Below are 23,039 nucleotides of genomic sequence, written 5' to 3' on the forward strand. Positions count from 1 at the left end.
CAAGGGGAGGGGACCGTCGCTGAAGTTAATCGAAAGGCAAATCACCATTAGCCTAAAAACCCTACCGTTGTAAGGTTCCGGCTCCCCCTTCCCTCAGAGGGAAGGGGGCTGGGGGGTTAGGTCTCTCCCCATCTCCTCATCATCGCTGCTTCATCACCACCAGAGTAATATCATCAAACACCTTCTGTTCCCCAATAAACTCCCGCAACTCCTGAATCACCCCTTCCCGAATTGCCTCCGCCGACTCCTGCCAATGCTGCGACACCACCTCACAGAATCGGTCCATGCCATATAACTCTCCCGCCATATTTGCCGCCTCCGGTATCCCATCGGTATAAAGCACCACCCCATCCCCAGGATTTAACGTCACTTCCGCCTGAGTAATAAAATCAGCAATATCCAACTCTAACCCCACGGGAAATCCTAAATCAATCGTATCCAGTCGCTCAATTTCTCCCGTCCCCCGGACAATCAGAATCTCCTCATGTTGTCCACTAATCCGCAACACTCCATCCGCATAATCCAGTAACGCTAAAGTCATGTTCTTATCCGTCCGCATCCGCGCTACGTTATCATGAATCATCCGGTTAATGGTATTGAGAAACTTCACATAATCCGTCTCATCATTCACCAACAAGGTTCGCACAGCGGTTTGCACCATCACCATCACCATTCCCGCTTCTAATCCATGTCCCGTGACATCCCCAATCCCGATTTTGATATGTCCCTCATGGTTCAAAACATCATAATAGTCTCCCCCGATTTCATCGGCAGGTTCCATAAATCCCGCAATTTCTAAGCCAGGAATCTCCTGTAATTCTTCGGGGTTCGGCAACATTTTCTGTTGCAGTTGGCGGGTGACATCCAGTTCCGCACTCATCCGTAGGTTGTCAGATTTGAGCAGTTCATTCAGGGCGCTGATTTCTTCATTCGCATCCGCAAGTTGGGCAGTCCGTTCGATGACTTTATCTTCTAAGGTGCGATAAAGTTGAGCATTTTCTAGGGAAATTGCCGCTTGGGCGGATATAACTTGTAACAGTTCAATCCGTTCTTGGGTAAATGCGCCGGTTGCTAAGTTATTTTCTAGGTAGAGAATGCCAGTGAGTTGCCCTTGATTAAGGAGGGGCGCACATAAGACCGACTTGGGTTGATTCTGAACAATATAAGCATCGGTGGTAAAAGTGCCAGCATTAGCCGCATCATTTAAGATGACGCTGGACTGAGTTCGGGCCACATAGTGAACGATCGCCCGACATACTTGTGCACTCTCTTCAATTGGCACCGACTGCACTGCAATATCCTTTGAACCATTGACAATTCCCGTGGCTTCAATCGATAATTTTCCATCTACTGGCAAAATCAGAAACCCTTTTTGAGCCCCGGCATTCTCAATCGTCAGCCGCATTAATTTATCCAGCAATTGATCTAACACAATTTCGCTGGCAATGGCTTGGGAGGCTTTGACAACCGTTTCGATATCTAATCCCTTGCCATCACTACCCGTTGTAGTTATCGGTATCGTCCCAGTTTCTCCACTGCGCTGAGTGACTTTGACCAGGAGGTTAGGGTAAGTCTCTGATAGGGATTTGAGTTTAGCCCTTGCTCCCCAGCTTGCATAACAACTGTAGGCATTTTTCAGGTAAAACTGCCCAAATTCTTCTCGTTGGAGGGCTAGGTAATATTCAGCGGCTCGTTCGTAGGCTAATCCTTCTTCATGAATAAACCCTTGTTTCCTGGCTCCTTGAATCGCTTTTTCGTAGAGTTGTTGAGCTTCCAAATGGTTCCCAGATATACGAGCGAGTTCAGCTTCTACCAAATCGTATTTGTTTTGATAATTCTCCGGTGCATATTTCGCCCATTCTTTCATTAATTCCTGATTTAAACGAGCTTTTTCCAGAAATTCCGCTTTTTTGAGGGGGGGGTAGATTCTCTCTGGCAAACCGATACAAGGGATAAAGAGTAATAAAATATATGCTGAGGAAAAACAACATACGATGCCGAACTCTCTCCATAAAGGTCGGCTTTTTGAGCCGAATCTAAGGCCCGTTCAAACTGATTTAAGTAGGAAAAGGCAATGGTTTTTGCTAGATAAGTAATGAACAGGAGCCAGAGAGCATTACCTTCAACCCAGGCCGCTAAAAACTGTTCCTCTTCTTCCCAGGAATTGCCAATGATTAATCCATATTTCTCTACCTCCTCTTTCAGCAAATTTACAGCAATTCCCCGTGCTGCTTCTATATAATACACAGAATAGACTTGCTTTAACTTAATCGTCAATTGGGTATATTCTTCATATCGGGGTGAAAACTCGGCTAGGTTATAACCTGCAAAGGTAGAAAATAGGGTATAATCGATGGCGTTATAACAGGCATTTTCTAAATTCCCCGTTTCGATTCCCACCTGAATACCCTCTTGCATTTGTTCCAGGGGGATGGCGCGGAACGGATCTTTCCAATGTCGAACAAACCCGTTACTATAATGGGTAACGAGAGCCTTAAAATCGCGAACATCGAGGTTGTCCACTAAGGTTAAAGACAATTGCCCAACTTGATATCCCGAATCAATATTTTTCATAGCTCCACACAAAAGTTGAGCGTAAAAAATATACACCGCAGCAGCAAAGGGAGAATTGCCATGTTGGATACAAAGCCTTACCGATGTCAGGGTTACAATCGGATATAACAGAGGATTAGTAATAATAGCAGCAGAAGTGACAATCAGTAAAATTCGGACAGCAGCAAGCTGATAAGGATCCGTCATTTCTGGCAAATCAGCTAAATCCTCAATCTGGCGCTCACCTAATAGCTGCTTGATTGCCTGTTGTTCTGCTTCAATCTCTTCCTGGGTAGGAGTTCGAGGTAGTACCACACCCAAGGGTTCCAAAATTTCCAAGGCAGTCTCGATCTCCAACTGTAATTGAAGTTGCGCGTACTGGGATTGAATTTTTAGCTCATAAATTTTGACGCGCTCAAGCAGAGATTGAGCTTCTTGCAAAACCACGGACCCTAACTGTTCCGCCTCTTCAAACCGTGTATTCAGATATTGCACTTCTACCGTTTCTACATGAAGTGCTAGAGTAAACTCATATTGAATTTGCCAGCTATCTGGAGGCAGCAGTGCTAACCCCGCTTCTAAATACTGGAGGGCCGGTTCATACGCCGTAGAATCCTTAGCTTTTTTTCCAGCTATCAAATTCAAACGAGCCAGGTCATTTTTCTCGGAATCCGTCGCAATTAACTCAGTCCCTTTGTTGAGTTGGTTGACAATATCAAAGATATTCTCTTCCAAGCTCTCCGGTTGGGTATTCTGAAGGAATAACCAACCAATATTTAGGTGAAATTCTTTTTTCTGGGCTTCGGGAATTAAAGAATACGCAGCTTGCTGAACTCGGTCATGCAAAAATTTGTAAGGAATATAAGCGGGATAACCGGCAAAAAGTTCAGAGGGTGAATCCGGTGTTTCTAATTGGACCGCCTCTCGATCCCACAGCATGGGAGTTTTGTAGGCATCGGTCAACGGGACAATCAACCCTTCCTGAAGCGCTGACAATAGATCATTCGCGGTTGCTGAAAGAGATTTAGCATTGACCACTGACAAGGTTTGTAAATCAAATCGGTTGCCAATACAAGCAGCGAGTTTAAGGACATTCTGGCTACCGGCATCGAGCTTACCAATTTTATTAACCATTAACTCAACTACATTGTCGGTGATTCCAACTTGTTGGATTGAGTCAATATTCCACTCCCAGTTCCCCGAATTATAGTTAAAAGATAGGAACTCTTCCTGATATAAATATTCGAGTAATTGAGTCAAGAAAAATGGATTGCCCCCCGTCTTACTGAAAACCAATTCAGTTAACGACTCCGATTCCTCTGTTGAAGCATTCAGCGTATCCCTAATTAATTGGCTAACTTGTTGAATTAAGAGAGGCTGAAGCTGGATCGAATCCACTTGAGTCCCCGCTTTTTGAATCCGCTCTACTGTTAAGATGAACGGATGAGTGGGACTCACTTCATTATCTCGATAGGCCCCAATGGTTAGCAGGTATTGGTTATCCGTATCACTCAGGAGTTGTTCCAGCAACTTCAATGATGCAGAATCTGCCCACTGGAGATCGTCGATAAACATCACTAAAGGATGTTCAGGTTGGGCAAAGACACTCAAAAATTGTTGAAAGACTAAGTTAAAGCGATTCTGGGACTCAGTTGGACCCAACTGGGGAACGGGAGGCTGTTTACCAATAATCAGTTCTAATTCAGGTATCACCTCAATGATCACCTGAGCATTGTTTCCCAGAGCATTTAATAGCTTTTGCTTCCAGATTTCGAGTTGCCCTTCACTTTCAGTTAGCAACTGTCGGATTAATTCTTGAAAGGCTTGAATCAGCGAACTGTAAGGAATATTCCGTTTAAATTGGTCGAACTTACCAGAAATAAAATATCCTCGGGATTGGACCAAGGGTTTTTGAACTTCATTGACTAACGCTGATTTACCCACACCGGAATAACCCGCAACCAGCATCATAACCGGAGTACCTTGACCCAGACTATCCCAACTGTTCAACAGTTGTTTAACTTCATCTTCTCTCCCATAGAGTTTCTGAGGAATTTGAAATTTATCGGATTGGTCCTGACTCCCGAGAGGAAAGGAGGAAATTTCACCGCTCGTTTGTAATTGATTTAAACAGGTTTCTAAATCTAATTTCAACCCCCTCGCACTTTGATATCGGTCCTCGGCAGTTTTTGCCATCAGTTTCATGACAATATCAGAAACCACCTGGGGAATTTCGGAATCAATTTGAACCGGGGGAACCGGCTGTTTGGCGATATGACAGTGAACCAACTCTAGGGGTGCAGTTGCTGTAAAAGGAAGTTGATGGGTCAGCAGTTCGTAAAAGGTAGCCCCTAACGAATAAAAATCCGTGCGGTAATCGATCGCCCGGTTCATGCGCCCGGTTTGTTCTGGAGAAATATAAGCTAATGTTCCTTCCAGGCGATCGGGGTTGAGAATCGTGGGATTTTCCCGAGATAAAACGCTGGAAATCCCAAAATCGATGATTTTAACTTCCCCAGTTTCTAGGTTATAAACAATATTTGAGGGGTTAATATCCTTGTGAATGATATTGGCGGCATGGACTTCTGCTAGGATTTCAGCGATTGCGATCGCCAGGGTCAGAAATTCCACCAGGGAAAACCGATGTTCTGTCATCAAACCCTTTAAAGATTCACCGCCAAAATCTTCTAAGGTCATCACCAGACTGTTCTGATATCGGTGCAAATCGTAAACGTTAACGACCCCTTTACCCTCCAAAGACCGGGTAATTTCATATTCCTGCTTGTAGCGCGTGAGTTCCGATGGGTTCGGATAATCTTGTTTGAGAACCTTCAAAATCATCCGTTGATTGTCCCGCTCTCGAATCCCCCGATAGACTAATGAATTGGCACTCTCATAAATTGGGCTGAGGATTTGGTAACCCGTTAAATCAGTCATCGTTAAAGTCTCCTGAAATGATTTGGATAAATGAACGCAATCTCAATCCCCATCAGCTTTTGATATCCGTTCAGCAGTCGTCTGGGTTATGAATGGGAAAAGGGCTTAAGCCAGAACTTTAGAGGTGACTTCCGTATTGTCGTAACAGTAAAGTGAGGTAATTTTAGACTCATCATTCAACTCAAATAACCAAGCTCCCTGACTGATATTAGGTTCGGACAGGTTGGGTTCTTTTGAACTAAAAACTTCTTCTACGAAAGCTACAACTTGTTTTCCTTCAGCCAAACAATTGATCACTTTTATAGTTTGGGTCAGATTTTTTTGAGATAACTTCCCGATGAGTAAGCCAAAAAATTTTTCGACCCCTTCAATTCCCGTAAATTTACCAAAAATCGGATTGGTATTTGAACCCGGAATGCAAAAAACCACACTTGGATCTAAATCGTCCATCGGATTTCCTTGTCCCTGTAGTTTTTTTCGATCCAGTCCGTGACAATCTGTTTATTTTTCTCCGTCATAGAAAATACGCTCCTTCAAGGTAAATATCTAGCTCTTGTTACACCCATAGATGAAATGGGTTGAGTTGCTCTTCGGGAGTGAACTCTTTTACCCAACCCCATTTAACCGGAACCTCATACAGTCCTCCCTCACCCAGCCGTTTCCCAAAATGGCACATCCCTGAAACAATCACTTTAACAGATTTTAATTGAAATCGACCCCCCTGAGATTGGCATCGGTGAAACGTAAGGATTCAGGTCATTGGCAAAGGTCAAATCAGCCCTCCTGAGAGGGACTTACAACAGCAGGTTTCCTCGTGACGCCCGGAACCCACGTCACAAGGACAAATGACAAATGACCCATCTCCCCATCATCGTTGCTTCATCACCACCAAAGTAATATCATCAGACACCTTCTGTTCCCCCATAAACTCTCGCAAATCCTGAATCACCCTCTCCCGAATTGCCTCCGCCGACTCCTGCCAATGCTGGGACACCACCGCCCAGAATTGGTCCATCCCATATAACTCTCCTGCCATAGAAGAAAGCGATCGCCAAGGGGGTGCGCGGTACTCTGAAACTAATGACAAATGACAAATGACAAATGACATAAAAAATGATAAAATCAGGTGAACGGTTCACGAGGTCAGCATGGGCGATCGCCAACTTAACAGTTACACCCTCCCTTCCCCTGATTTAGCGCCACACAACTCTCTAATTATGCCTTACTCTCTTACCGCAGAGCAGACTCCCCTAGCTCAAAACTACCCCGATCAGAAACGGATTACTCACACTCTCTCCCAACTATTAATCCAGCACTTGCGCGGCACGAATGCGATCGTTTCTCTCCATCCGAGGCCGGTTTATATGGAAGCGGTTTCTGCCTACTCTTATCCTGATTTAATGGTCACCCATGACCCTCGGGATTTGGATTGCCGCCACAGACTCGATGGAGTGATTCAATATCCCTGCTTGATTATCGATGTGATATCTTACCCGTTTCCTCCCGGTGAGAAACTAGGTCAATTTGACCATTATCGCCAAATTGAAACCTTAGAGGAATATGTTTGGCTTGATCCAACTCAACCTAAACTGCACTGTTGGCGTCAAATTGAACCGGGAGTTTGGGAAGCGTATTTGTATGAGTCTGGGGATGATGTTTATTTGGATAGTCTGAGCTTTTTAATCGAAATTGAGGCCATTTATGACCAGATGCTGACCCGATGAGGTCGGTCATAAAATCCGGCTCAATCTAGGAGTTTATCCAAGTTTAGATAGAAGGCGACGGTACCTGCCGGGGTGGTAATAATTTTCTCCACTGCTGCCGGTGCGGATTTTTGGCCTTCCTTTCCTTGTCGATAGGAGACGGGAATTTCTGCAAATTTATCTTCAGGAATGTCTAGAATGGCGGGTAAATCTTGCAGGGGAATACCAATGCGATCGCCATTGGTGAGGGTGCAAACAATCAAATAAGAATGCTCCTCCTGAGAATCATTTGGGGTGACAAATAGCTGGGATAAATCTAATAGTGTAATCAAATCCGCATCAATTTTAACTAAGCTGCGGCCCCCTTCGAGAGTCCCCTGGGTGGTAAATTCGGTGAGGACGCGCTGCACCCGTTCGATGGCGATCGCATAAGTTTCCCCGGCGACTTCAAAGATTACGAGCTTGCGCGTCGGGGTGCGCTGAATGGCGGACTTTTTATTCTGAAACCGGCGGCTGTATTTAGAGGGTGAAAACATAGTAGGGATGCTCCGTCAGTGGTGAGTAAATTCAGAACAATTTAAGAGTTTGGCACGGGATGAAATAGAGAGAACAAGAAACCAAGTTTCTAGTTTTTAGAGGTATTTATTGATTATTTTAGTCCAGATTTTGATGATTTTAAGATTATAGTTTCGCTTCAAGTAATTGAGCGATCGCCTCTAATAACTGACCTTCGTTATAAGGTTTAGTAAAATATTTAACTGCACCCAAATCCATTGCGCGTTGTCGATGTTTAGCACCACTGCGGGAGGTCAACATCGCCACCGGAATGTGAGAAAACTGGGGAGTTTCTTTAACCGCACTCAGGAATTCAAACCCATCCATGCGGGGCATTTCAATATCGGCAATAATTAAAGCACATTTTAACCCCTGATACAATTGTTCCAGAGCATCTTGACCATCTTTCGCCTGAGCGACGCGATATCGAGCGCGGGTGAGAGTTAAAGAGAGCATTTGGCGAATCGTATAAGAGTCATCAATCACTAAAATTTGGGGTTGAGACGGCAGGGGAGGCAACAGGGGGACCGGAGAACGAGTGCCTGGGGGGAGGAGGTTACTGCGTCCGGAACTGTCAGTCTGCATAATCACCCCTGTTTGCCAGTGAGGATGGAGTTGTCCAATCAAGTCATCCACATCGAGAATGCTGACGACTTCCCCATCCCCGAGAATGGTACAACCGAGGATGCCGGTGGGTTTTGATAACGGTTGGGGGAGGGATTTGACGACGAGTTCCTGTTGTCCGATGAGGCGATCGACTGCGATCGCCAGAATTCCCTCACTAGAGCTTAAAACCAACACCGGCATATAGTCTTCCCCAACTGGCATCGGAGAAGGAACATCCCGAGAGGACTCGTTGTAATGGAGTAAATGATTCAAGGGAACTAACCGAATATACTCGTCGCGCCAGCGTAACATCGGTTGATGCATCGCCATCTGGATTTCACTGGCGTTAACGTGCAAAATCTCTTCTACGGCATCGAGGGGTAAGGCGAGGGTATGATGTTCAATGCGGACTAATAAGGCATCGGAAATCGAGAGCATCAAGGGGAGTTTAATGATAAAGCTGGTTCCCCGACCGATGCGAGAGTCTATTTTAACTGTGCCTCGCACTTGGCGGAGATTGCTTCGCACGATATCTAAACCGACCCCGCGTCCGGATAAATCCGTTATCTCACGTTGGGTACTGAATCCGGACCAAAACAGGAAGTCATAGAGTTCGTTGATGGAGAGTTCTAGTGCTTGTTCTTCGGCGAGGAGATTTAATTCAACGAGACGGGAACGAATGGCTTCCGGGTCGATGCCTTGACCGTCATCGGAGATGGTGATGATGGTTTGTCCTCCTTGATGCCGCGCTTCGATTTCGATTTGGCCGTTGGGGGGTTTGCCTGCTGCTTTGCGGTCTTCGGGGGTTTCGATGCCGTGGTCAAAGGCATTTCGCACTAAGTGAACTAGGGGGTCGCGCAAGGCGTTTAATAAGCTTTCGTCGATTTTTGTATCTCGTCCGATCAGCAGGAGGTTGACATCTTTATTGTAAGTGCGAGACATATCGCGGATGGCGCGAGGGAGGTGATCTACGGCGCGGCTGAAACTGACGACGCGCAACTGCATCACTTGGGACCGGAGGCGATCGCATATTCGCCGCAAGCGATCGGTACTCCGGTCCAAATTGAGGGCTACTTCGTCGATTTTGGCACTGGAGTGGGCGATCGCCTGGGTGGTTTCGATGGTTTCTCGGGCCGTATCATGGAACTCCGTATAATGATCCATTTCTAGGGCGTCGAAACCGAGGGGATGAGCGGTATTTCGACCCCGATGGCTTTTTTCTCCAGCAAGGCGGTCATATTCTTCCCGCAGTTGTATCCCAAATTGATTCAAATCGCGGATGTGCCGTCGCAGACGTTTGACTTCCCCACGCAGTTGGGTTTCCTGGACTTCTAAATGGGTACGGTTAATCACTAATTCTCCCACAAGGTCCACCAGTTCAGTGAGGCGATCGAGTTCGACCCGGATGGTGGGTTTGACTCCTGATTCGCTTGGGGAGGGAGTTGGCAGTAGGGAGGGGTCAGGAGGGGGTGCAGTTGGGGGACTGTCCGAGGGGAGGAGTGGCGTGGGAGAAGGCATCGCAGAAATTGCTACATCCGGGTTGGGATGGGGAATGTCTATCGGTTGTAAGAGGATTGGTAATTCTTGTAAGACTTGTTCCCGGAGGGTTTCTAAGTTTTGGGCGATCGCCCAACCCAATTTTTTAACCTCTTCTGCGGACAAATTAGGGTGATCCACAGCGGTCCGCAAAGATTCGGCAATTTCCCCCAGTTCCGGGACTTCTAACATCCCAGCTAAACCCGAAAGCTGATAATAAATATCATTAAAAACCTGATAAGATTTCTCCAGTGTTTCCTCTTGCATTTGCGAGAGTTCGGTTTCTAGGCGGTTAAAAATGGGGGGTAAATCTTGTTTGAAAATTGCCTGAATTATCCCGGTATTGGCGGGATGTTTTTGCATCCATTCGGCTGGTTCTTTTAATCCGCCACATTCGGTTTCTAACTCTTGTTTGATGCGGGCGATCGCCTCCAAATCAGCCTGGAAATCTTTGGGGTCTTCTTCTTGCTTTTCCTTGACCAATGCGGTGGATTGGACTGTGAGTTTTTTTAACAGGTCAACCCCTTGGAGGAGTTGAGTAATCGAATGGCTGCTCAGGGGGGTATCTTCCGGGCGATCGCGCAGAATTGCAAAACAATCTTCTATCCAGTGTGCGGCAGTTGATAGGGACTGAAAGCCGAACATCAACGCCGAACCCTTAATGGAGTGCGCGGCTCTAAACATTTCCTTAATGGTGCTTTTTCGAGCTTCTACAGTCTCGATTTGTTCCATCGCCAACAACTGAGTTTCTAACGCCTGTAAAAACTCATCGGTTTCGGCTATAAATGCCCCCAGCAGTTCTTGAATATCGTTAAAGTCCATTAATGATGACATGATGGTTCAAAGTAGAAGTGTCAGTGACAAAATTCGACGAAACTGTAGGCGGGTTCACCCATTCCTGGTTAGAGATTCGTTGACTATAGCGTTTCCCACAGTTATGAGGTAGATTTTTGGAGTGCGGTAAGCGAAGCTATGCCGTAGGCTTTGCATCTTGCTCGCTTGAGACAATAGCGAGCAAGATGCTCGCACTCCTCTAAATATCTGTTGTAATACCAAATCCGGTTGTGTTCGACCTACTTTATTCTTTAGCCTGCGTTTGGCGCAGCCTGCGCGTCAGCGCTATAGCTGGCTTTGTCTGTGTAGCCCCACCCTTGAGGGTGTGGGTTTTTATAAAACTTTGAAAACCGGATTCCGTAGAAACACCAAGACTTGTAAGAATTTAACCCTCCCCTTACCAAGAGGAGGGGACCGAAATTGACCCGGGATTTGAGCTTGTATCCTACCTTTAACTGCGGAAATTAGAAACCGACTCCTGAAGTTTATTGACCGCGATCGCTAGTCCATCTAAAGACTTGCGAACTTGCACGGATTTTTCTGAGGTTGTAGTAGAAATTGAGCTAATTTTTTGCATCACTGCCGCAATTTCTGAAGCATTTTCGGTTTGATTAGTCGCCGCCCGAGTGATATTTTGAACCAGGGCATTCATCTGCCGACTCACTTCAATAATAGCGATTAAATGATGTTTTGCTTCAGCGGCTAATTTAGTCCCAGCAACCACCTCCTGAGTGCCGGCTTCCATTGCTTCAGTGACCCGTCCGATTTCGCTTCTAATTTGTTCGACAATTTCCGAAATTTCCTCCGTGGCTGAACCGGAGCGATCGGCTAACTTGCGGATTTCTTCGGCAACTACGGCAAACCCTAACCCCTGTTCCCCGGCGCGGGCCGCTTCAATGGTAGCATTCAAGGCTAGTAGGTTGGTCTGAGCAGCAATTTGAGAAATGGAAGTCACAATTTTACCAATTTGTTGAGAGCTTTCTCCCAACCGTTTAATCATTTTCCCGGTTTGGGAAATGGTTTGGCGAAGTTCGTTAATTCCTTCAACGGCTCGGTCTACGGATTGGCCTCCCACTTCCGCCGTTTCTGCGGCTTGTTGGGCGACATTTTCCGCTTTTTGAGCCACGGTACAGATATCTTGAATCGAGTTAGCCATGCGCTCAATTTGGCGCAAGGAGAACTCCACTTGTTGGGCTTGTTCTTGGGCCCGTTCTGTTAAATCTTGGGTATTAGCGATGGATTCACCGGTGGCGCTGCGGACTTCCGTGGCGAGTTCTTGAATCCCGGTTACGACTTTTTTGAGGGAAGAAACCAGGAAATTAAAGGAGTCAGCTAAAGCCCCGAGTACATTATTGTTGACTTCGGCCCTGACGGTTAAATCCCCTTTGGCAGCCCCTTTAATTTCTCTTAAAAGTTTGAGAACTTGTTCGGTGAGGGCATCCGCTTCGGCTTTGCCGTCTTCGGCGAATTTTTCTAACTCTTGGGCGACTTGTTTGCGATCGGTAATATCAAACCGGATGCCAATATATTTGACAACTTTGCCCTGAGCATCAAAAATAGGAGAAATGGTAGTATCTACCCAATAATATTCTCGGTTTTTGCATTGGTTTCTGATTTCACCTTTCCACACGCGACCGGAGGCAATGGTTTTCCACATTTCCTCAAAGAGGGATTTAGGATGATATCCGGAGTTAATCATCCGATGATTTTTGCCGATCAGTTCGGCGCGAGAGTATCCAGAGATTTCGCAGAATTTATCATTAACAAAGGTAATCTTGCCCTCGCTGTCGGTTTCACTGACGATCGCCGCTTCATCGAGGGCATTTTGGCGAGTTTTGAGTTCTTGAAGCAGTTGCTCTTGTTCCGACGCCAACAATCGAAATTGTTCCTCGGTTTGTTTGAGGTGGGTGATATCATGAGCAACGGCATAGAGCACTTCTTGTTCTGGGGAACTATTTGAACTCCAACCTAACCATTTATAAGAACCATCTTTACAGCGATAGCGATTTTCAAAATAGAGGGTTTCGATGCCGCTTGCCAATTTTTGGGATTCGGCAATGGTGGTTTCGATGTCATCAGGATGGACAAAATCGAGAAACGATTTACCGAGGAGTTCGGCTTCACTGTAGCCGAGGATGCTAGTCCAAGCGGGATTAACTTGCTGGAAGGAGGTATCAAAGCCGAAGATACTCAGTAAATCCAGGGAAATGCTAAAGAAGCGATCGCAGGTGACTTGGGCTAATTTGTGCTCGGTAATATCGGTATAAATTCCTAACCATTCGCTCATACTGCCATCGGTGGTTTTGAGAATGGGGACGGCACGAACACTCATATATCGATACTCGCCATCGTGACGGCGCAATCGGTGTTCGACTTCATAAAGCACTCGATTTTGGACCGCGTGGGACCAGGCTTGGGCTGTCTGTTGACGCTCATCGGGATGAACGGCATCGAGCCATCCTCGACCCTTAAGTTGGTCGAAGGTTTGGCCGGTGAAGCTACTCCAAGCGGGTTGTTCCGTGACGAATTCGCCATTGGCCGCGGTGTTCCAGATGATTTGAGAGGTGGCTTCAATGAGGGAACGGAAGCGCGCTTCGGAAGTTTGTAGGGCTTTTTCGGCTTGTTTGCGATCGCTGATGTCGATTCCCATAGACAGGACCAACCGCTTCCCATCCACATCGTTACAAGGGTAATCATACATTTGGTAGGTGTGCCCAGTGTTACTATCTTGCCATTCCCACTGCTGCGGTTGTTTGGTTTCAAAGACTTGGGTGCGAACCTCAGAGTACAGTTTGCCACCGGGGTTCAAGAGGGTCGCCGCAGCAACCGGATCACCAAAGAGCTCGACAAATTGGCGGTTGGCTAACTGGATCGTATTGCTGCGATCGACTAGGTAGAGGAAGGCGGGAATCCCATTGAATAAGGTGGTGAGTCCCTGGCGTTCGGCTTCTAATGCCTTTTCAATGGCTTTGCGATCGCTAATATCCCGAATCACCGTAGAAATATAATCAATTTCCCCTTTGTCTTGTTGGTGCGCGACAATCACTTGGGAGGCGGGAAATAAGTCCCCATTGCGGCGTTTGATCAGGGTTTCCCCACTCCAGACGCCCTCAACAAAGGTCGTGGCGATCGCCAGTTTTAATCCCTGGCGATCGGGTCCTTCCTGGACGAAATCAAAGGCGGTGAAATCCGAGGCGGGTTGATCTTCTCGAATCCCCGTCATTTTGCGCGAGGCTCGATTCAGGTAAATTCCCGTACCCTGAGTGTCCCAGATGCCGACAAAATCGGGGGTATTTTCGATAATATTTGCTAGTCGTTTCAGGGCAGATTCGGCTTGTTTGCGTTCTTTAATTTCCCCTTGCAGAGCTTGATTAGCCGCCTCTAGTTGTGCTTTGGCACTGGGTAGGGCCAGGGCTGCCGGAAGGGTCGGGACCATTTCTAGGGCCGTTAACAGGGAAATGCCAGCGGTGAGGGCTTTGATACTCCCGGAAACCCAATAGTCAGGATGCCACAGGGTCCAGACTTCCATTAAATGGGTGAATCCAGCGCTAATCATCAAAGCTGCAAATAATAGAAAAATCCGACTAAAGGGTAAATCTTGCCGTTGTCGGACGAAATAAATCAACATCGCCACAATCGAAAAATAGGCCAAGGCGATCGCCATGTCCGATCCAGCGTGCAGCCAAACTAAAGCCGGATTCCACAGGTAGCAATCACCTTGGGGAATAAAATTCTTCGTGAGAAGGGTATCTAAGGGTTCCAACATACAGAGTGCGTAAATCAGTAACGGCGTTTAGGGGGGTGAGGATTCAGTCCAGTCCAGGGAAAACCACCGGATTTCTGGACCCAATCTCTACAAAGAAACCAACAACTTCAGAACAGAAACTCGGTTTCTTGTCCTCTTGAGTTGAACGGGTAGATGGCCTGGGAAAATAATCTCCTTGAGGAGAAAAAGAATACAGAACAGGGGAGCATCTCAATTTTGCCTAAAAACCAATCTGATCTCTCCCCCCTTACAAGAGTAAGTTTTTACTTCCGGTCCCCGGACCTTGCCAAGGGGAGGGTTAGGGTGGGGTGTCGGCGGTGACGTGCGATCGCACTTGCGCGTAGAAAGAGGTGGGTGGAGTGTCCACGCGCAAGTGCGATCGCTTCCTTCCCAAATAGGACAGGGCAATAGCCAATTCTGCCCCGTTCTGTATCCCGGCCCAATTCGTTTCACTCTCCAGCGCAAAATACAGTTGAGAACCTATCGCGTTTATTAGCATAATTCAGTTCCAAAGTAAAGCGAAATTTGATACAGATTATAAACCCTTTACCACCCTTTACCACCCTTCAGATTGGGCGATCGCTTCCACATCTAAAATCATCACTAAGCGTCCCTGCCAATCATATAATCCCCGTAAAAAAGGAGCGAGTTCTTCCCCCACATCCATGCTAGAAACAATGCGATCGACCTGCACCGAAATCACCCCTTGCACCCGAGATACCGCCAAACCCATTCGCATCATCACCACAGTTCCATCACGCGGATCCGGGGCTTCTAAAATTAAAATTCGACTATGCACCGAATGGCTATCCACCCCCTCTGTCCGCAAAAACAGACCGAAATCCGCCACCGCTAAAATTTCCCCCCGCAAATTGGTCAATCCCAAGACAAAATGACGAGTATTCGGCACCGGTGCGATCGGTTGCTGTCCCAAAAATAGCACCTCCCGCACCGACAGCAAATCCACCGCAAAGAGGCTCTCTCCTTGACCAAACAACAGAAATTGCTTCAGGTTCCCTGCATTCAGAGAACCAGTCAACTCATTCATCCCAGAACTGAGGGTCAATTTTCCAGCCATACCGTCTTAATTTTGGAGAAACCACAGCCTTTAAATTTTAGAGTCTTTCCACTGAATAGGTGACACAATACACTACAATTATTATAAAGCAAAAGTTTCATCCAGTTGGTCAGGGGGAAAATGCTCCCGGTATTCTCAACAAGGGACATCTATAGTGGTTCCCGGACTCATGAGGTATGCCAATAGAGCCCCCTTCGACAAGCTCAGGACAGGCCTCTCCCGTCTTGGGCCGCCGTCGGTTGGGGGTGAGGGTCCATTCGCAAATTCATTTAGAACCGCTATATATCAACATGATCCAACCGAGCAACCTCACCCCTGCGGAACCCAGAGAGATTGTCAGCAAACTGCTTGTCGTTAAAGTCTGCGGGAGTTGAGAGGGCGATCGGCTCCTAGCAGCAGCAACGCTGATTCTCATAGCACAACGAGAGATTATTCTAGTATTGAGCCAAATTGCGGATGTATTGTTTAATCACAGGTTGTAGCGTCAAATCTGATGAGTTTTCCAATAAATTCCGTCTTCTTAGAGATTGAATCACTTTTAAAAATTCTTCATCGGACAAAAGTTCTGGAGGTTTCTGGCTGATGCTTACAGGTTCCTCTTGGTTAGCTAACCACTGAATCAGGATTTTCTCCGATTCACAGAGGCGTTGATAATGTTGTTTAAGGATGGGTTCTAAATCTCCCAAAAAGATACTGGGATAGGATAGAAATTGCTGCACGCTACCGTTAAACAAATCCAGGATAGTGGAAGCGATGATATTCAGCCATAAAGGGTTACAACTGTAAAGCTGGATCAGGTCTGACCATTTTTTCTCATCTTTGAGCTTTCTTTCCCTGAGAATTTGGGTGGCTACTTGATCTAAGCCAAGAACAGGTAAGGTTTTACAGTAGCAGTCTTCAGCTTCTAGGGTCGCGATTTCTAGGGGTTGTTCCCAACTAAGTAGCAGCAGACAACTCTGATGGGAAAATCGCCCAATTTCATTAATCAGTTGACCATAGTTTTGATATTCTGGGCGGTAGTTGCCGACTAATTCCCCGGGATTTAAGGCTTCTTGAAAATCATCCAGAATGATTAAACAACGGTGATTTTTCAGATGGTCTAAAATGGAGTGACGAGAGTTTAAGTATTGGATGATGGATAGGTTTTGGATAGGGGGAGATGGGGCGATAAATTCGATGATGTTGGTTTGCAGGATATTGAGGGTGGGCAATTTGCGATGACTGCGCCACAGAATGCGATCGAAGTTGTCTTTGATTTGTTCTACCAGTTGTCTGGCAAGAGCGGTTTTACCAATCCCTGAGAGTCCGGTGAGGGTGACAATCCGGCTATGTTCCGTCAATATCCACTGCTTGAGGGTAGCCAGTTCATCACTGCGGTTGTAGAAGCGGTTATATTCCGGTGCTTGGCTGAGGTCGTGGCGCGGTTCTGATTTGTTGCTGGGAGTGGAGGGCGATCGGTTTTTCGGTTTTTTTGAGGGTTTGTATAAATCGTTACAGACATTGATTTGATTACCAATAGGTACTGAATCCTCGTAATAAGAGAATATTTCATTTTCGATGAGCGATCTAACATTCTTCTTTTTAACCTCTTCACCCAAAAGCTCCGACAGGAGTTTCCACAATTCCGATGCCGACTTCCTCACATGATCGCTACTACAGTGGTATTCCTGAGCAATATCCTGATATCCTTTCCCTTCCCACGCCCCCTCCAAAATAGCCCGTTGCAACGAGTCCAGATGCTTCCCAGTTCGGTCAAAAATCAACTCATCCGTCCACTGCAAAGCGTCTTGAATTTCCATAGCTGCTAAATGGGGTTGTAGTTTTGCGTACTTGAACCCCCATTATCCCACATTTTCCCCCTTTTTGCCACAAAATCCCACATTTTTCCTCTTTTCTGCTTTTAAAGCATTGAGAACTACCCCCCTAAATACCATTTTTATGGGGTTGTCAAACTGAAAAAAAGTTGACAACATAATAGGCATGAGGAAATCTAATCCTGCCTGAATTAATTAGGATTAATTTTTTTGAAGTTTACCCAGGAATTATCATGAAAACTTACTCGGCTTCAGGCGATCGGACTGTCGTTGGCTACATCACGGGGAAACAGGGCCAATACGAAGTTTTTCACAGAAGTCCTAAATCCACTGATTTGTACTTCCACAACTCAGCTACGAATAGAGGGACTGGCTTTCGGGTTAAATCCAACGGTAATTATATGGGCCCTGATGGTGCGGCTTACTATAACAACCCCAGTGTGATTGCGGCGATTCAGAATCGCTACGACTTGGGTAAGTATAGTTAAATTTTGAGATATTTATGCTGGCTTTCAAAAGTTACCAATTGAACTAAGGAGAAATATTCATGGCAGGCGAAGCAGTGGCTATGATGCTCGAAGAAGCACAAAGAGAATTTGAAAGATATTGGGAACTTGGACAGTATTTCTATGAACAAGATAATAAAGAAAAAGCCAGTGAAAACTTTGTTCTGGGATTTGAACATTTTTCAAGAATGATTTTTTTTGGGTACAATGCAGAAAATGATGATGATAGAACCAAGATAATTGCTTTGTTTTCCCTCTACAAACTTTTGGATCAAATGTATGGTTCATTTTATAACCAACATTATACTCACAAAACTATCCTGGCTTATTTACTCATAAACATGAGAAAAACTATCGATTGCCTAAATAATTTTAAATCGGCATTTAGTGTCGATGATATAAACGCTATCAGGAGATATGTAATTCGGTAAAAATTCCTGGATTGGCATTTACAACTGATTTTAGTGAAGAACTTACAGAAGAACTGGCAAAAGTTAAGAATCTAATAGAATCAACTAAACCCGATAAAACTTCTGATGAGACTTTGAAGAAGCTACGAAATTCTTTTAAAAAAATCAGTGAAACAAGTTTTTTCCCTAAGTTTGAGTCTAATGGTGGTGGTTGCTTTGTTGCCACAGCAGCCTATTCAAGTAGCAATCATCCGGATTTAGACACATTTAGGCAATTCCGCGATCGCACTCTGTTAACTAATCCTTTGGGTCGCTTAGTAGTCAGTGTGTATTACCAAATCGGCCCCCAGATTGCTCAGTATGTAAATCGGAGTTTGTCTGTTAAGAAGATTGTCAGATTTTTGTTAGAAAAGTTAGCTTCTTTTATGAGAAGTCGTCAGATACAATAAAATATTGGAGGAATAATTTATGAGATACGAGTACAGTACCAAAGTCGTTGACTTAGAAAAAGTTAATGTTGAATGCAATTCAATGGGTCAACAAGGCTGGGAACTTGCGACAGCTTTACCATATTCTAGATTAAATTGTTGTAAGCAATCTGTTCCAACTGTTGTATTAATTTTTAAGAAATCTGCATGAGTTGCTTTCATCACCAGCGCGATCAGATAAATTATGGTCATCTAGAAACCCCCGCTTTTGTTAAATTTATCAACAACTTGGGCAGAATTCCTTTACTTGCTCATCATCCAGCCTGCAAATATTACCACAATCATATTATTTGGATTGGTAATTTACCACTATGTTTAGGTTGTTTGATGATGAGTTGTGGAATAATAACGGGTTTTTTGCTGATTCCTCATTTAGGAGTTTTGAAAACTTTACCGTTTTTTGTATTGCTGTCTCTAGGGATTTTATTGTATGTTCCAGCGGTCCTTCAAATCTGGATTCAGAAAAAATTTTACAAAATTATCGCTCGATTTTGCTTAGGTGTTTCGGTTGTGTTCCTTTGTTATGCAGGTTTGTGGTTAACGCCTAATTCAACTATAGGATGGATTTTAAAATTTGGATTTATCACAGTTTTTTATGGAGTTTGGCATCTGACTTTAAAGATGCGATCGCAATATTCAAAGTCTCCTTGCACAAGTTGCCCGGAAGGACGCTTTCCCCTTTGTTCTTATACAACTCATCGAATTTCTAAATTAGCCCCACAATATTTTTCGGAATCTGATGGGAATAACCAAGAAGCGGATGAGTTTGTTACAGCATTACAGTCCGTATATTCCCAACCCAAAAATGACACAATTTAAAGATGGTTTTATCTGGTATGATGATTTTGTAGAGATTAGCGAACTACCTCTAGCAACTGGAATCTCTAGTCAGCCTAGTAAGTAGGGTTTCATCCCCTATCAACCCAACCTACACAATCATTTGCCTGTCTAACAACTCAGGGCATCGGATAATCAAACGATTCCCGGCGAGATGCTTTCCACTATGATATTGAGGTCTTACTGAAACTCATCAATATCATAATGAACGCAAATACCTCGCTCAGAAATCAGTTTTTGAAACTGCATCCGATGTAGCCCCAATAACTCACTGGCTTTGCCCAAGCTGATTTTATCTTGCTGAAATAACATCAGCACAATTTCCAACAATAGCTCATTTTCATAAAAAGCCACTCGCCTTTACTAGCTCATCGGAAATCACTAAACTCATGGTGAACTCTCCTGGGCTGAAATCTCTTGCTTAAATCTTAGCAGCCGGGGGAGCGATCGCGCCTGGTTGCGGATGCCATATCAGCTAGACTCAGAAACCTTCTCTGATGGATTTCTGTATGGTCACAGAGGGTCAGAAGGTTTTTCTGCACTTCAAGCCTTGCGCTACAATAGGAATGCAACCCTACCCACTTGTTTCAATCGATGACAACTAACACTTCACTAGAAGAACGCATGGCAGCAGTGGAAGCAGCCATTACTCAAATTCAACAACAGATTGCCCATCCGAAATCGAGCAACTGGTTAGAGCAAATTAGCGGCTCTTTTAAGGATGAACCGGCTTTTGAAGAGATCCTCGCATTAGGGCAAGCCATTCGAGGAGGCGATGAGTCGGTATTAGATCCCTCAGAAATGGAATGAGATATTTATTAGATACCGATCATCTGAGCATTCTGCAACGTCAATCTGGGGCAGATTATCACAATCTGATGGCACGAATGGCTGAATATCCTCTGGATGATTTTGCTATTTCTATTATCACAATCCAGGAACAAATGCTGGGCTGCCATGCCTATATTAACCGCGCTCGTTATCCCAATGAATTGGTTAAGGGCTATGAGATAATGGTAAGGCTAGTAGCTGATTTTCAGCGATTACCGATTCTCTCTTTTGATGCGATCGCAGCCCAAACTTTAGAGCAGTTAAACTCACAACGGATTCAACTGGCTCAGATGGATGCGAGAATTGCAGCGATCGCACTTTCTCGGTAAATGATTTTGTTAACCCGTAATCATCGAGACTTTAGCAAAGTGACAGGATTAGCAATAGAAGATTGGACCATTTGAAGTTGGGGAATGCAGAAACCTGGTTTCTTTTAGGGATTCTCTATCCTAACAGAGATTTTGAAACTGCATCCGATGTAGCCCCAATAACTCACTAGCTTTCCCTAAACTAATTTTATCTTGCTGAAATAACATCAGCACAATTTCCAAAAATAACTCGTTTTCAGAAAAGCCACTCGCCTTGACTAGCTCATCGGAAATCACTAAACTCATGGTGAACTCTCCCTGGCTTAAATCTCTTGCTTAAATTTTAGCAACCGGGAAAGCGATCGCCCAGGGTTGCGGATGCCATATCGCCTCTTTGAATTGCTCCTCAGCCCGGTCAATGGGTTTGAAACAACAAAACTCAACAGCCCTAAGCAATTGGTTAGTCTAATAACTTAACGATTCTCTGCGGAACGTGGAAGCGATCGCAGTTATTCATTTTTCCTAAAAACTGTGTCTGAGTATGCTACACTGAACTAAAAAAATTAATGAAGCTAAGTTTATGAAAATTAAAGCCATTATTCATCCAGCAGAAGAAGGGGGCTATTGGGCAGAAGTCCCAGCCCTTCCCGGCTGCATTACCGAAGGCGATACCTGGGAAGAGGTTACGCAGAATTTACAAGACGCAGTTGAGGGTTGGCTGAGTGTTGCGAATAATAGCCTGAAAAAAACACAGCCAACAGACGAAATTGTGGAAATTGCTGTATGAAGTCTATTCCTGGAAAATAACTTTGTAAAATTGTGGAAAAGAAGGGCTGGGTTTTACAGAGAATTACAGGAAGCCATTATATTTACAATAATCCCGAAAAACAAAAATTTCTCTCTATTCCTGTTCATAGTAATCAAGACTTAAAAATTGGCACCTTAAAGGCATTGATGAAAGTAGCCGATCTCACAGAGGAGGACTTGTGAAAAAAGACCCAGCAACAGAATGAAATAGAATGATTTTGCTTTTGAGCGATCGCCAGCGCGTTGCGGATGCCATATCGCCTAAACTCAGAAACCTTCTCTGATGGGTGTCTGCATCCTCACAGAGATTTTGCCAGAAACCCGGTTTCTGAGGTACAATTGCCGTAAACCAAAACCTTTAACCCTGCTTGTCCAGAAAATATACCCATGAAAATTCCAGAAATAAATGCCATATTTGATGGTCAATCCCTGCAACTAGAATCGCCCTTAAACCTGGAAATAGGAACAAGAGTGAAAATTACAGTTGAAACTTTATTGCCACCTAAAAATACCCCCAAGACCTTTCTACAAACAGCCCAGTCCTTACAGTTACAGGGCGCTCCAGATTGGTCGGAGAATATTGACCAGTATCTATACGGCAACCCCATTGCTGACAATTATTGAAGTCTTTCTAGTACATATTTTGCGATCGCCTGCGACTAGCGAACCCTTCTCTGATGAGTTTCTGCATCCTCACCAATATTTCAACTAGAAACCCCTCTGCACAGTCTTTTTGCTCTTATGCTGGGATGACTTCAAAAGCATCTTTATCATATAGTCGATAAACATAAAAATCACTATCTAATGTAAAGATTCGCTTAATTTTTTGACTTTCTGCCACAGCAACAAGAGAAGAATTTGCTAAATCCATCGGGATATCTTGATATTTTTCCATCAAAACTTTCATCCGTTGATATTCTGCTTCATTATTTGCATGAAGATACAAAGCTTTTCTATTGATGAACTCCTATAAGATTGCCTGGGATGACCAACCTCGTAATTCTGATAAGAAGTACATCGCTTCAGTAAAACAAGGCCAGGTTGTTAAGAGAGAACCTCTCAGTGTTTTGTAAGTTTGAACACATTTAACATGGGCTTCTCCCTGACCTTTGTCAATCAGAGCAATGAGAGGCCCAGTGTCAACTAAAATCATGGTCGTCGCAGTCCTTGTTCAGATAATTTTGTGGCAATCTGTTCGCCAAAATAAGTTGCACGAAACTGATTTAATGGTTCAACTTGACTATCAATTGCCCCAATTAAATCTCCGATTTTTTCAGATAAAGGTTCGGCTTCAGGCTGGGGCTGATAAAGTTGAGACAAAATCCAGATTTCAGGAGTTAAACCTTGTTTTTGGGCAACTTCTAGGAGAGCTTGGTAAGTGTGTTCAGATAGGGTAATGGTATGTTCTGACATAATTTTAATCAGGTTACTTGCTCCTATTTTAACACCGCTCAATGTTAATGTCAGTTA

At 44.8% G+C, this 23,039-nt stretch carries 22 protein-coding genes and 2 pseudogenes; 10 read left to right on the forward strand and 14 right to left on the reverse strand.

Annotation, left to right across the window (positions count from 1 at the left end; genetic code table 11):
- Positions 1-139 precede the first annotated feature (139 nt).
- The 4 genes from J0895_RS25925 to J0895_RS14270 all read right to left on the reverse strand — a co-directional run bounded on the left by J0895_RS25925 (position 140) and on the right by J0895_RS14270 (position 6,598).
- A complete protein-coding gene (locus J0895_RS25925) occupies positions 140-1,867 on the reverse strand; it encodes a GAF domain-containing SpoIIE family protein phosphatase (RefSeq protein WP_242541304.1) in 1,728 nt (575 codons plus the stop codon).
- 11 nt (positions 1,868-1,878) lie between these two features.
- Positions 1,879-5,490, reverse strand: coding sequence for an ATP-binding protein (locus J0895_RS14260; protein ID WP_242541305.1), 3,612 nt, complete (start codon positions 5,488-5,490; stop codon positions 1,879-1,881).
- A gap of 105 nt (positions 5,491-5,595) precedes the next feature.
- Positions 5,596-5,940, reverse strand: a complete 345-nt coding sequence (locus tag J0895_RS14265; RefSeq protein ID WP_207088740.1) for a nuclear transport factor 2-like protein — start codon at positions 5,938-5,940, stop codon at positions 5,596-5,598.
- Positions 5,941-6,358: 418 nt separating this feature from the next.
- A complete protein-coding gene (locus J0895_RS14270; protein ID WP_207088741.1) occupies positions 6,359-6,598 on the reverse strand; it encodes a SpoIIE family protein phosphatase in 240 nt (79 codons plus the stop codon).
- Positions 6,599-6,707: 109 nt separating this feature from the next.
- Between J0895_RS14270 and J0895_RS14275 the strand changes: the two genes are divergently transcribed.
- Positions 6,708-7,214, forward strand: a complete 507-nt coding sequence (locus J0895_RS14275) for a Uma2 family endonuclease (RefSeq protein ID WP_207088742.1) — start codon at positions 6,708-6,710, stop codon at positions 7,212-7,214.
- A gap of 20 nt (positions 7,215-7,234) precedes the next feature.
- On the opposite strand, the gene J0895_RS14280 is transcribed toward J0895_RS14275, so the two are convergent.
- From J0895_RS14280 to J0895_RS14305, 6 genes are all read right to left on the reverse strand, one after another.
- On the reverse strand, positions 7,235-7,729 hold the full coding sequence (locus tag J0895_RS14280; RefSeq protein WP_207088743.1) for a chemotaxis protein CheW: 495 nt from the start codon (positions 7,727-7,729) through the stop codon (positions 7,235-7,237).
- A 145-nt stretch (positions 7,730-7,874) separates the two neighbouring features.
- Positions 7,875-10,724, reverse strand: coding sequence for a hybrid sensor histidine kinase/response regulator (locus J0895_RS14285; protein ID WP_242541306.1), 2,850 nt, complete (start codon positions 10,722-10,724; stop codon positions 7,875-7,877).
- Between the two features lie 451 nt (positions 10,725-11,175).
- Positions 11,176-14,490, reverse strand: a complete 3,315-nt coding sequence (locus tag J0895_RS14290) for a methyl-accepting chemotaxis protein (RefSeq protein WP_207088744.1) — start codon at positions 14,488-14,490, stop codon at positions 11,176-11,178.
- A 298-nt stretch (positions 14,491-14,788) separates the two neighbouring features.
- Positions 14,789-14,989: a hypothetical protein gene (locus J0895_RS14295; protein ID WP_207088745.1), complete on the reverse strand. Its 201-nt coding sequence runs from the start codon at positions 14,987-14,989 to the stop codon at positions 14,789-14,791.
- 57 nt (positions 14,990-15,046) lie between these two features.
- Complete coding sequence (locus J0895_RS14300; RefSeq protein WP_207088746.1) at positions 15,047-15,568, reverse strand: chemotaxis protein CheW; 522 nt, start codon at positions 15,566-15,568, stop codon at positions 15,047-15,049.
- 434 nt (positions 15,569-16,002) lie between these two features.
- Positions 16,003-17,367, reverse strand: a complete 1,365-nt coding sequence (locus J0895_RS14305; protein ID WP_207088747.1) for a helix-turn-helix domain-containing protein — start codon at positions 17,365-17,367, stop codon at positions 16,003-16,005.
- Between the two features lie 248 nt (positions 17,368-17,615).
- On the opposite strand from J0895_RS14305, the gene J0895_RS14310 reads away from it, so the two are divergent.
- From J0895_RS14310 to J0895_RS14320, 4 genes are all read left to right on the forward strand, one after another.
- Positions 17,616-17,870, forward strand: a complete 255-nt coding sequence (locus tag J0895_RS14310; protein ID WP_207088748.1) for a polyprotein — start codon at positions 17,616-17,618, stop codon at positions 17,868-17,870.
- Positions 17,871-17,929: 59 nt separating this feature from the next.
- The gene (locus tag J0895_RS25930) at positions 17,930-18,319 is read left to right on the forward strand and encodes a hypothetical protein (RefSeq protein WP_242541307.1); all 390 of its coding nucleotides are present in this window, start codon (positions 17,930-17,932) and stop codon (positions 18,317-18,319) included.
- A gap of 11 nt (positions 18,320-18,330) precedes the next feature.
- Positions 18,331-18,747 (forward strand): CFI-box-CTERM domain-containing protein, encoded by a 417-nt coding sequence (locus J0895_RS25935; RefSeq protein WP_242541308.1) that lies wholly within the window; start codon positions 18,331-18,333, stop codon positions 18,745-18,747.
- 186 nt (positions 18,748-18,933) lie between these two features.
- Positions 18,934-19,605, forward strand: coding sequence for a hypothetical protein (locus J0895_RS14320; RefSeq protein WP_207088749.1), 672 nt, complete (start codon positions 18,934-18,936; stop codon positions 19,603-19,605).
- Between the two features lie 198 nt (positions 19,606-19,803).
- Here the strand turns inward: J0895_RS14320 and J0895_RS14325 are convergent.
- Positions 19,804-20,014: pseudogene (locus J0895_RS14325) on the reverse strand (UPF0175 family protein).
- Positions 20,015-20,217: 203 nt separating this feature from the next.
- Here J0895_RS14325 and J0895_RS14330 point away from each other — a divergent pair.
- Positions 20,218-20,433, forward strand: a complete 216-nt coding sequence (locus tag J0895_RS14330) for a hypothetical protein (RefSeq protein WP_207088750.1) — start codon at positions 20,218-20,220, stop codon at positions 20,431-20,433.
- Entirely contained in the window at positions 20,430-20,783 is a 354-nt protein-coding gene (locus J0895_RS25940; protein ID WP_242541309.1) for a type II toxin-antitoxin system VapC family toxin, read from the forward strand. Before J0895_RS14330 ends, J0895_RS25940 begins: the two co-directional genes overlap by 4 nt.
- A gap of 126 nt (positions 20,784-20,909) precedes the next feature.
- On the opposite strand, the pseudogene J0895_RS14340 reads toward J0895_RS25940, so the two are convergent.
- Positions 20,910-21,068: pseudogene (locus J0895_RS14340) on the reverse strand (UPF0175 family protein); the annotation flags it as partial.
- Between the two features lie 274 nt (positions 21,069-21,342).
- On the opposite strand from J0895_RS14340, the gene J0895_RS14345 reads away from it, so the two are divergent.
- From J0895_RS14345 to J0895_RS14355, 3 genes are all read left to right on the forward strand, one after another.
- Positions 21,343-21,549 (forward strand): type II toxin-antitoxin system HicB family antitoxin, encoded by a 207-nt coding sequence (locus J0895_RS14345; RefSeq protein WP_207088752.1) that lies wholly within the window; start codon positions 21,343-21,345, stop codon positions 21,547-21,549.
- A 32-nt stretch (positions 21,550-21,581) separates the two neighbouring features.
- Positions 21,582-21,752, forward strand: a complete 171-nt coding sequence (locus J0895_RS25945; protein ID WP_340643520.1) for a type II toxin-antitoxin system HicA family toxin — start codon at positions 21,582-21,584, stop codon at positions 21,750-21,752.
- A 204-nt stretch (positions 21,753-21,956) separates the two neighbouring features.
- On the forward strand, positions 21,957-22,193 hold the full coding sequence (locus J0895_RS14355; protein WP_207088753.1) for a hypothetical protein: 237 nt from the start codon (positions 21,957-21,959) through the stop codon (positions 22,191-22,193).
- Positions 22,194-22,308: 115 nt separating this feature from the next.
- Here the strand turns inward: J0895_RS14355 and J0895_RS25950 are convergent, their stop codons facing one another.
- Complete coding sequence (locus J0895_RS25950; protein ID WP_242541310.1) at positions 22,309-22,515, reverse strand: PIN domain-containing protein; 207 nt, start codon at positions 22,513-22,515, stop codon at positions 22,309-22,311.
- A 203-nt stretch (positions 22,516-22,718) separates the two neighbouring features.
- Entirely contained in the window at positions 22,719-22,982 is a 264-nt protein-coding gene (locus J0895_RS14365) for a hypothetical protein (protein WP_207088754.1), read from the reverse strand.
- Positions 22,983-23,039: the final 57 nt, after the last annotated feature.

This window comes from Phormidium pseudopriestleyi FRX01 (genome assembly GCF_017313335.1).
In the GTDB taxonomy this organism is placed as follows: Bacteria; Cyanobacteriota; Cyanobacteriia; order Cyanobacteriales; family Laspinemataceae; genus Laspinema; species Laspinema pseudopriestleyi.

Excerpts from the sequence above, each read along its gene's own strand:
- J0895_RS14290 (WP_207088744.1), bottom strand. The coding sequence starts at position 14,490 with ATGTTGGAACCCTTAGATACCCTTCTCACGAAGAATTTTATTCCCCAA.
- J0895_RS14265 (WP_207088740.1), bottom strand. The coding sequence starts at position 5,940 with ATGGACGATTTAGATCCAAGTGTGGTTTTTTGCATTCCGGGTTCAAAT.
- J0895_RS14345 (WP_207088752.1), top strand. The coding sequence starts at position 21,343 with ATGAAAATTAAAGCCATTATTCATCCAGCAGAAGAAGGGGGCTATTGG.
- J0895_RS14355 (WP_207088753.1), top strand. The coding sequence starts at position 21,957 with ATGAAAATTCCAGAAATAAATGCCATATTTGATGGTCAATCCCTGCAA.
- J0895_RS14310 (WP_207088748.1), top strand. The coding sequence starts at position 17,616 with ATGAAAACTTACTCGGCTTCAGGCGATCGGACTGTCGTTGGCTACATC.
- J0895_RS14275 (WP_207088742.1), top strand. The coding sequence starts at position 6,708 with ATGCCTTACTCTCTTACCGCAGAGCAGACTCCCCTAGCTCAAAACTAC.
- J0895_RS14285 (WP_242541306.1), bottom strand. The coding sequence starts at position 10,724 with ATGTCATCATTAATGGACTTTAACGATATTCAAGAACTGCTGGGGGCA.
- J0895_RS14305 (WP_207088747.1), bottom strand. The coding sequence starts at position 17,367 with ATGGAAATTCAAGACGCTTTGCAGTGGACGGATGAGTTGATTTTTGAC.
- J0895_RS14270 (WP_207088741.1), bottom strand. The coding sequence starts at position 6,598 with ATGTCATTTGTCATTTGTCATTTGTCATTAGTTTCAGAGTACCGCGCA.
- J0895_RS25925 (WP_242541304.1), bottom strand. The coding sequence starts at position 1,867 with ATGAAAGAATGGGCGAAATATGCACCGGAGAATTATCAAAACAAATAC.
- J0895_RS14300 (WP_207088746.1), bottom strand. The coding sequence starts at position 15,568 with ATGGCTGGAAAATTGACCCTCAGTTCTGGGATGAATGAGTTGACTGGT.
- J0895_RS14320 (WP_207088749.1), top strand. The coding sequence starts at position 18,934 with ATGAGTTGCTTTCATCACCAGCGCGATCAGATAAATTATGGTCATCTA.
- J0895_RS25940 (WP_242541309.1), top strand. The coding sequence starts at position 20,430 with ATGAGATATTTATTAGATACCGATCATCTGAGCATTCTGCAACGTCAA.
- J0895_RS14365 (WP_207088754.1), bottom strand. The coding sequence starts at position 22,982 with ATGTCAGAACATACCATTACCCTATCTGAACACACTTACCAAGCTCTC.
- J0895_RS14260 (WP_242541305.1), bottom strand. The coding sequence starts at position 5,490 with ATGACTGATTTAACGGGTTACCAAATCCTCAGCCCAATTTATGAGAGT.
- J0895_RS14295 (WP_207088745.1), bottom strand. The coding sequence starts at position 14,989 with ATGCTAATAAACGCGATAGGTTCTCAACTGTATTTTGCGCTGGAGAGT.
- J0895_RS14280 (WP_207088743.1), bottom strand. The coding sequence starts at position 7,729 with ATGTTTTCACCCTCTAAATACAGCCGCCGGTTTCAGAATAAAAAGTCC.
- J0895_RS14330 (WP_207088750.1), top strand. The coding sequence starts at position 20,218 with ATGACAACTAACACTTCACTAGAAGAACGCATGGCAGCAGTGGAAGCA.
- J0895_RS25930 (WP_242541307.1), top strand. The coding sequence starts at position 17,930 with ATGGCAGGCGAAGCAGTGGCTATGATGCTCGAAGAAGCACAAAGAGAA.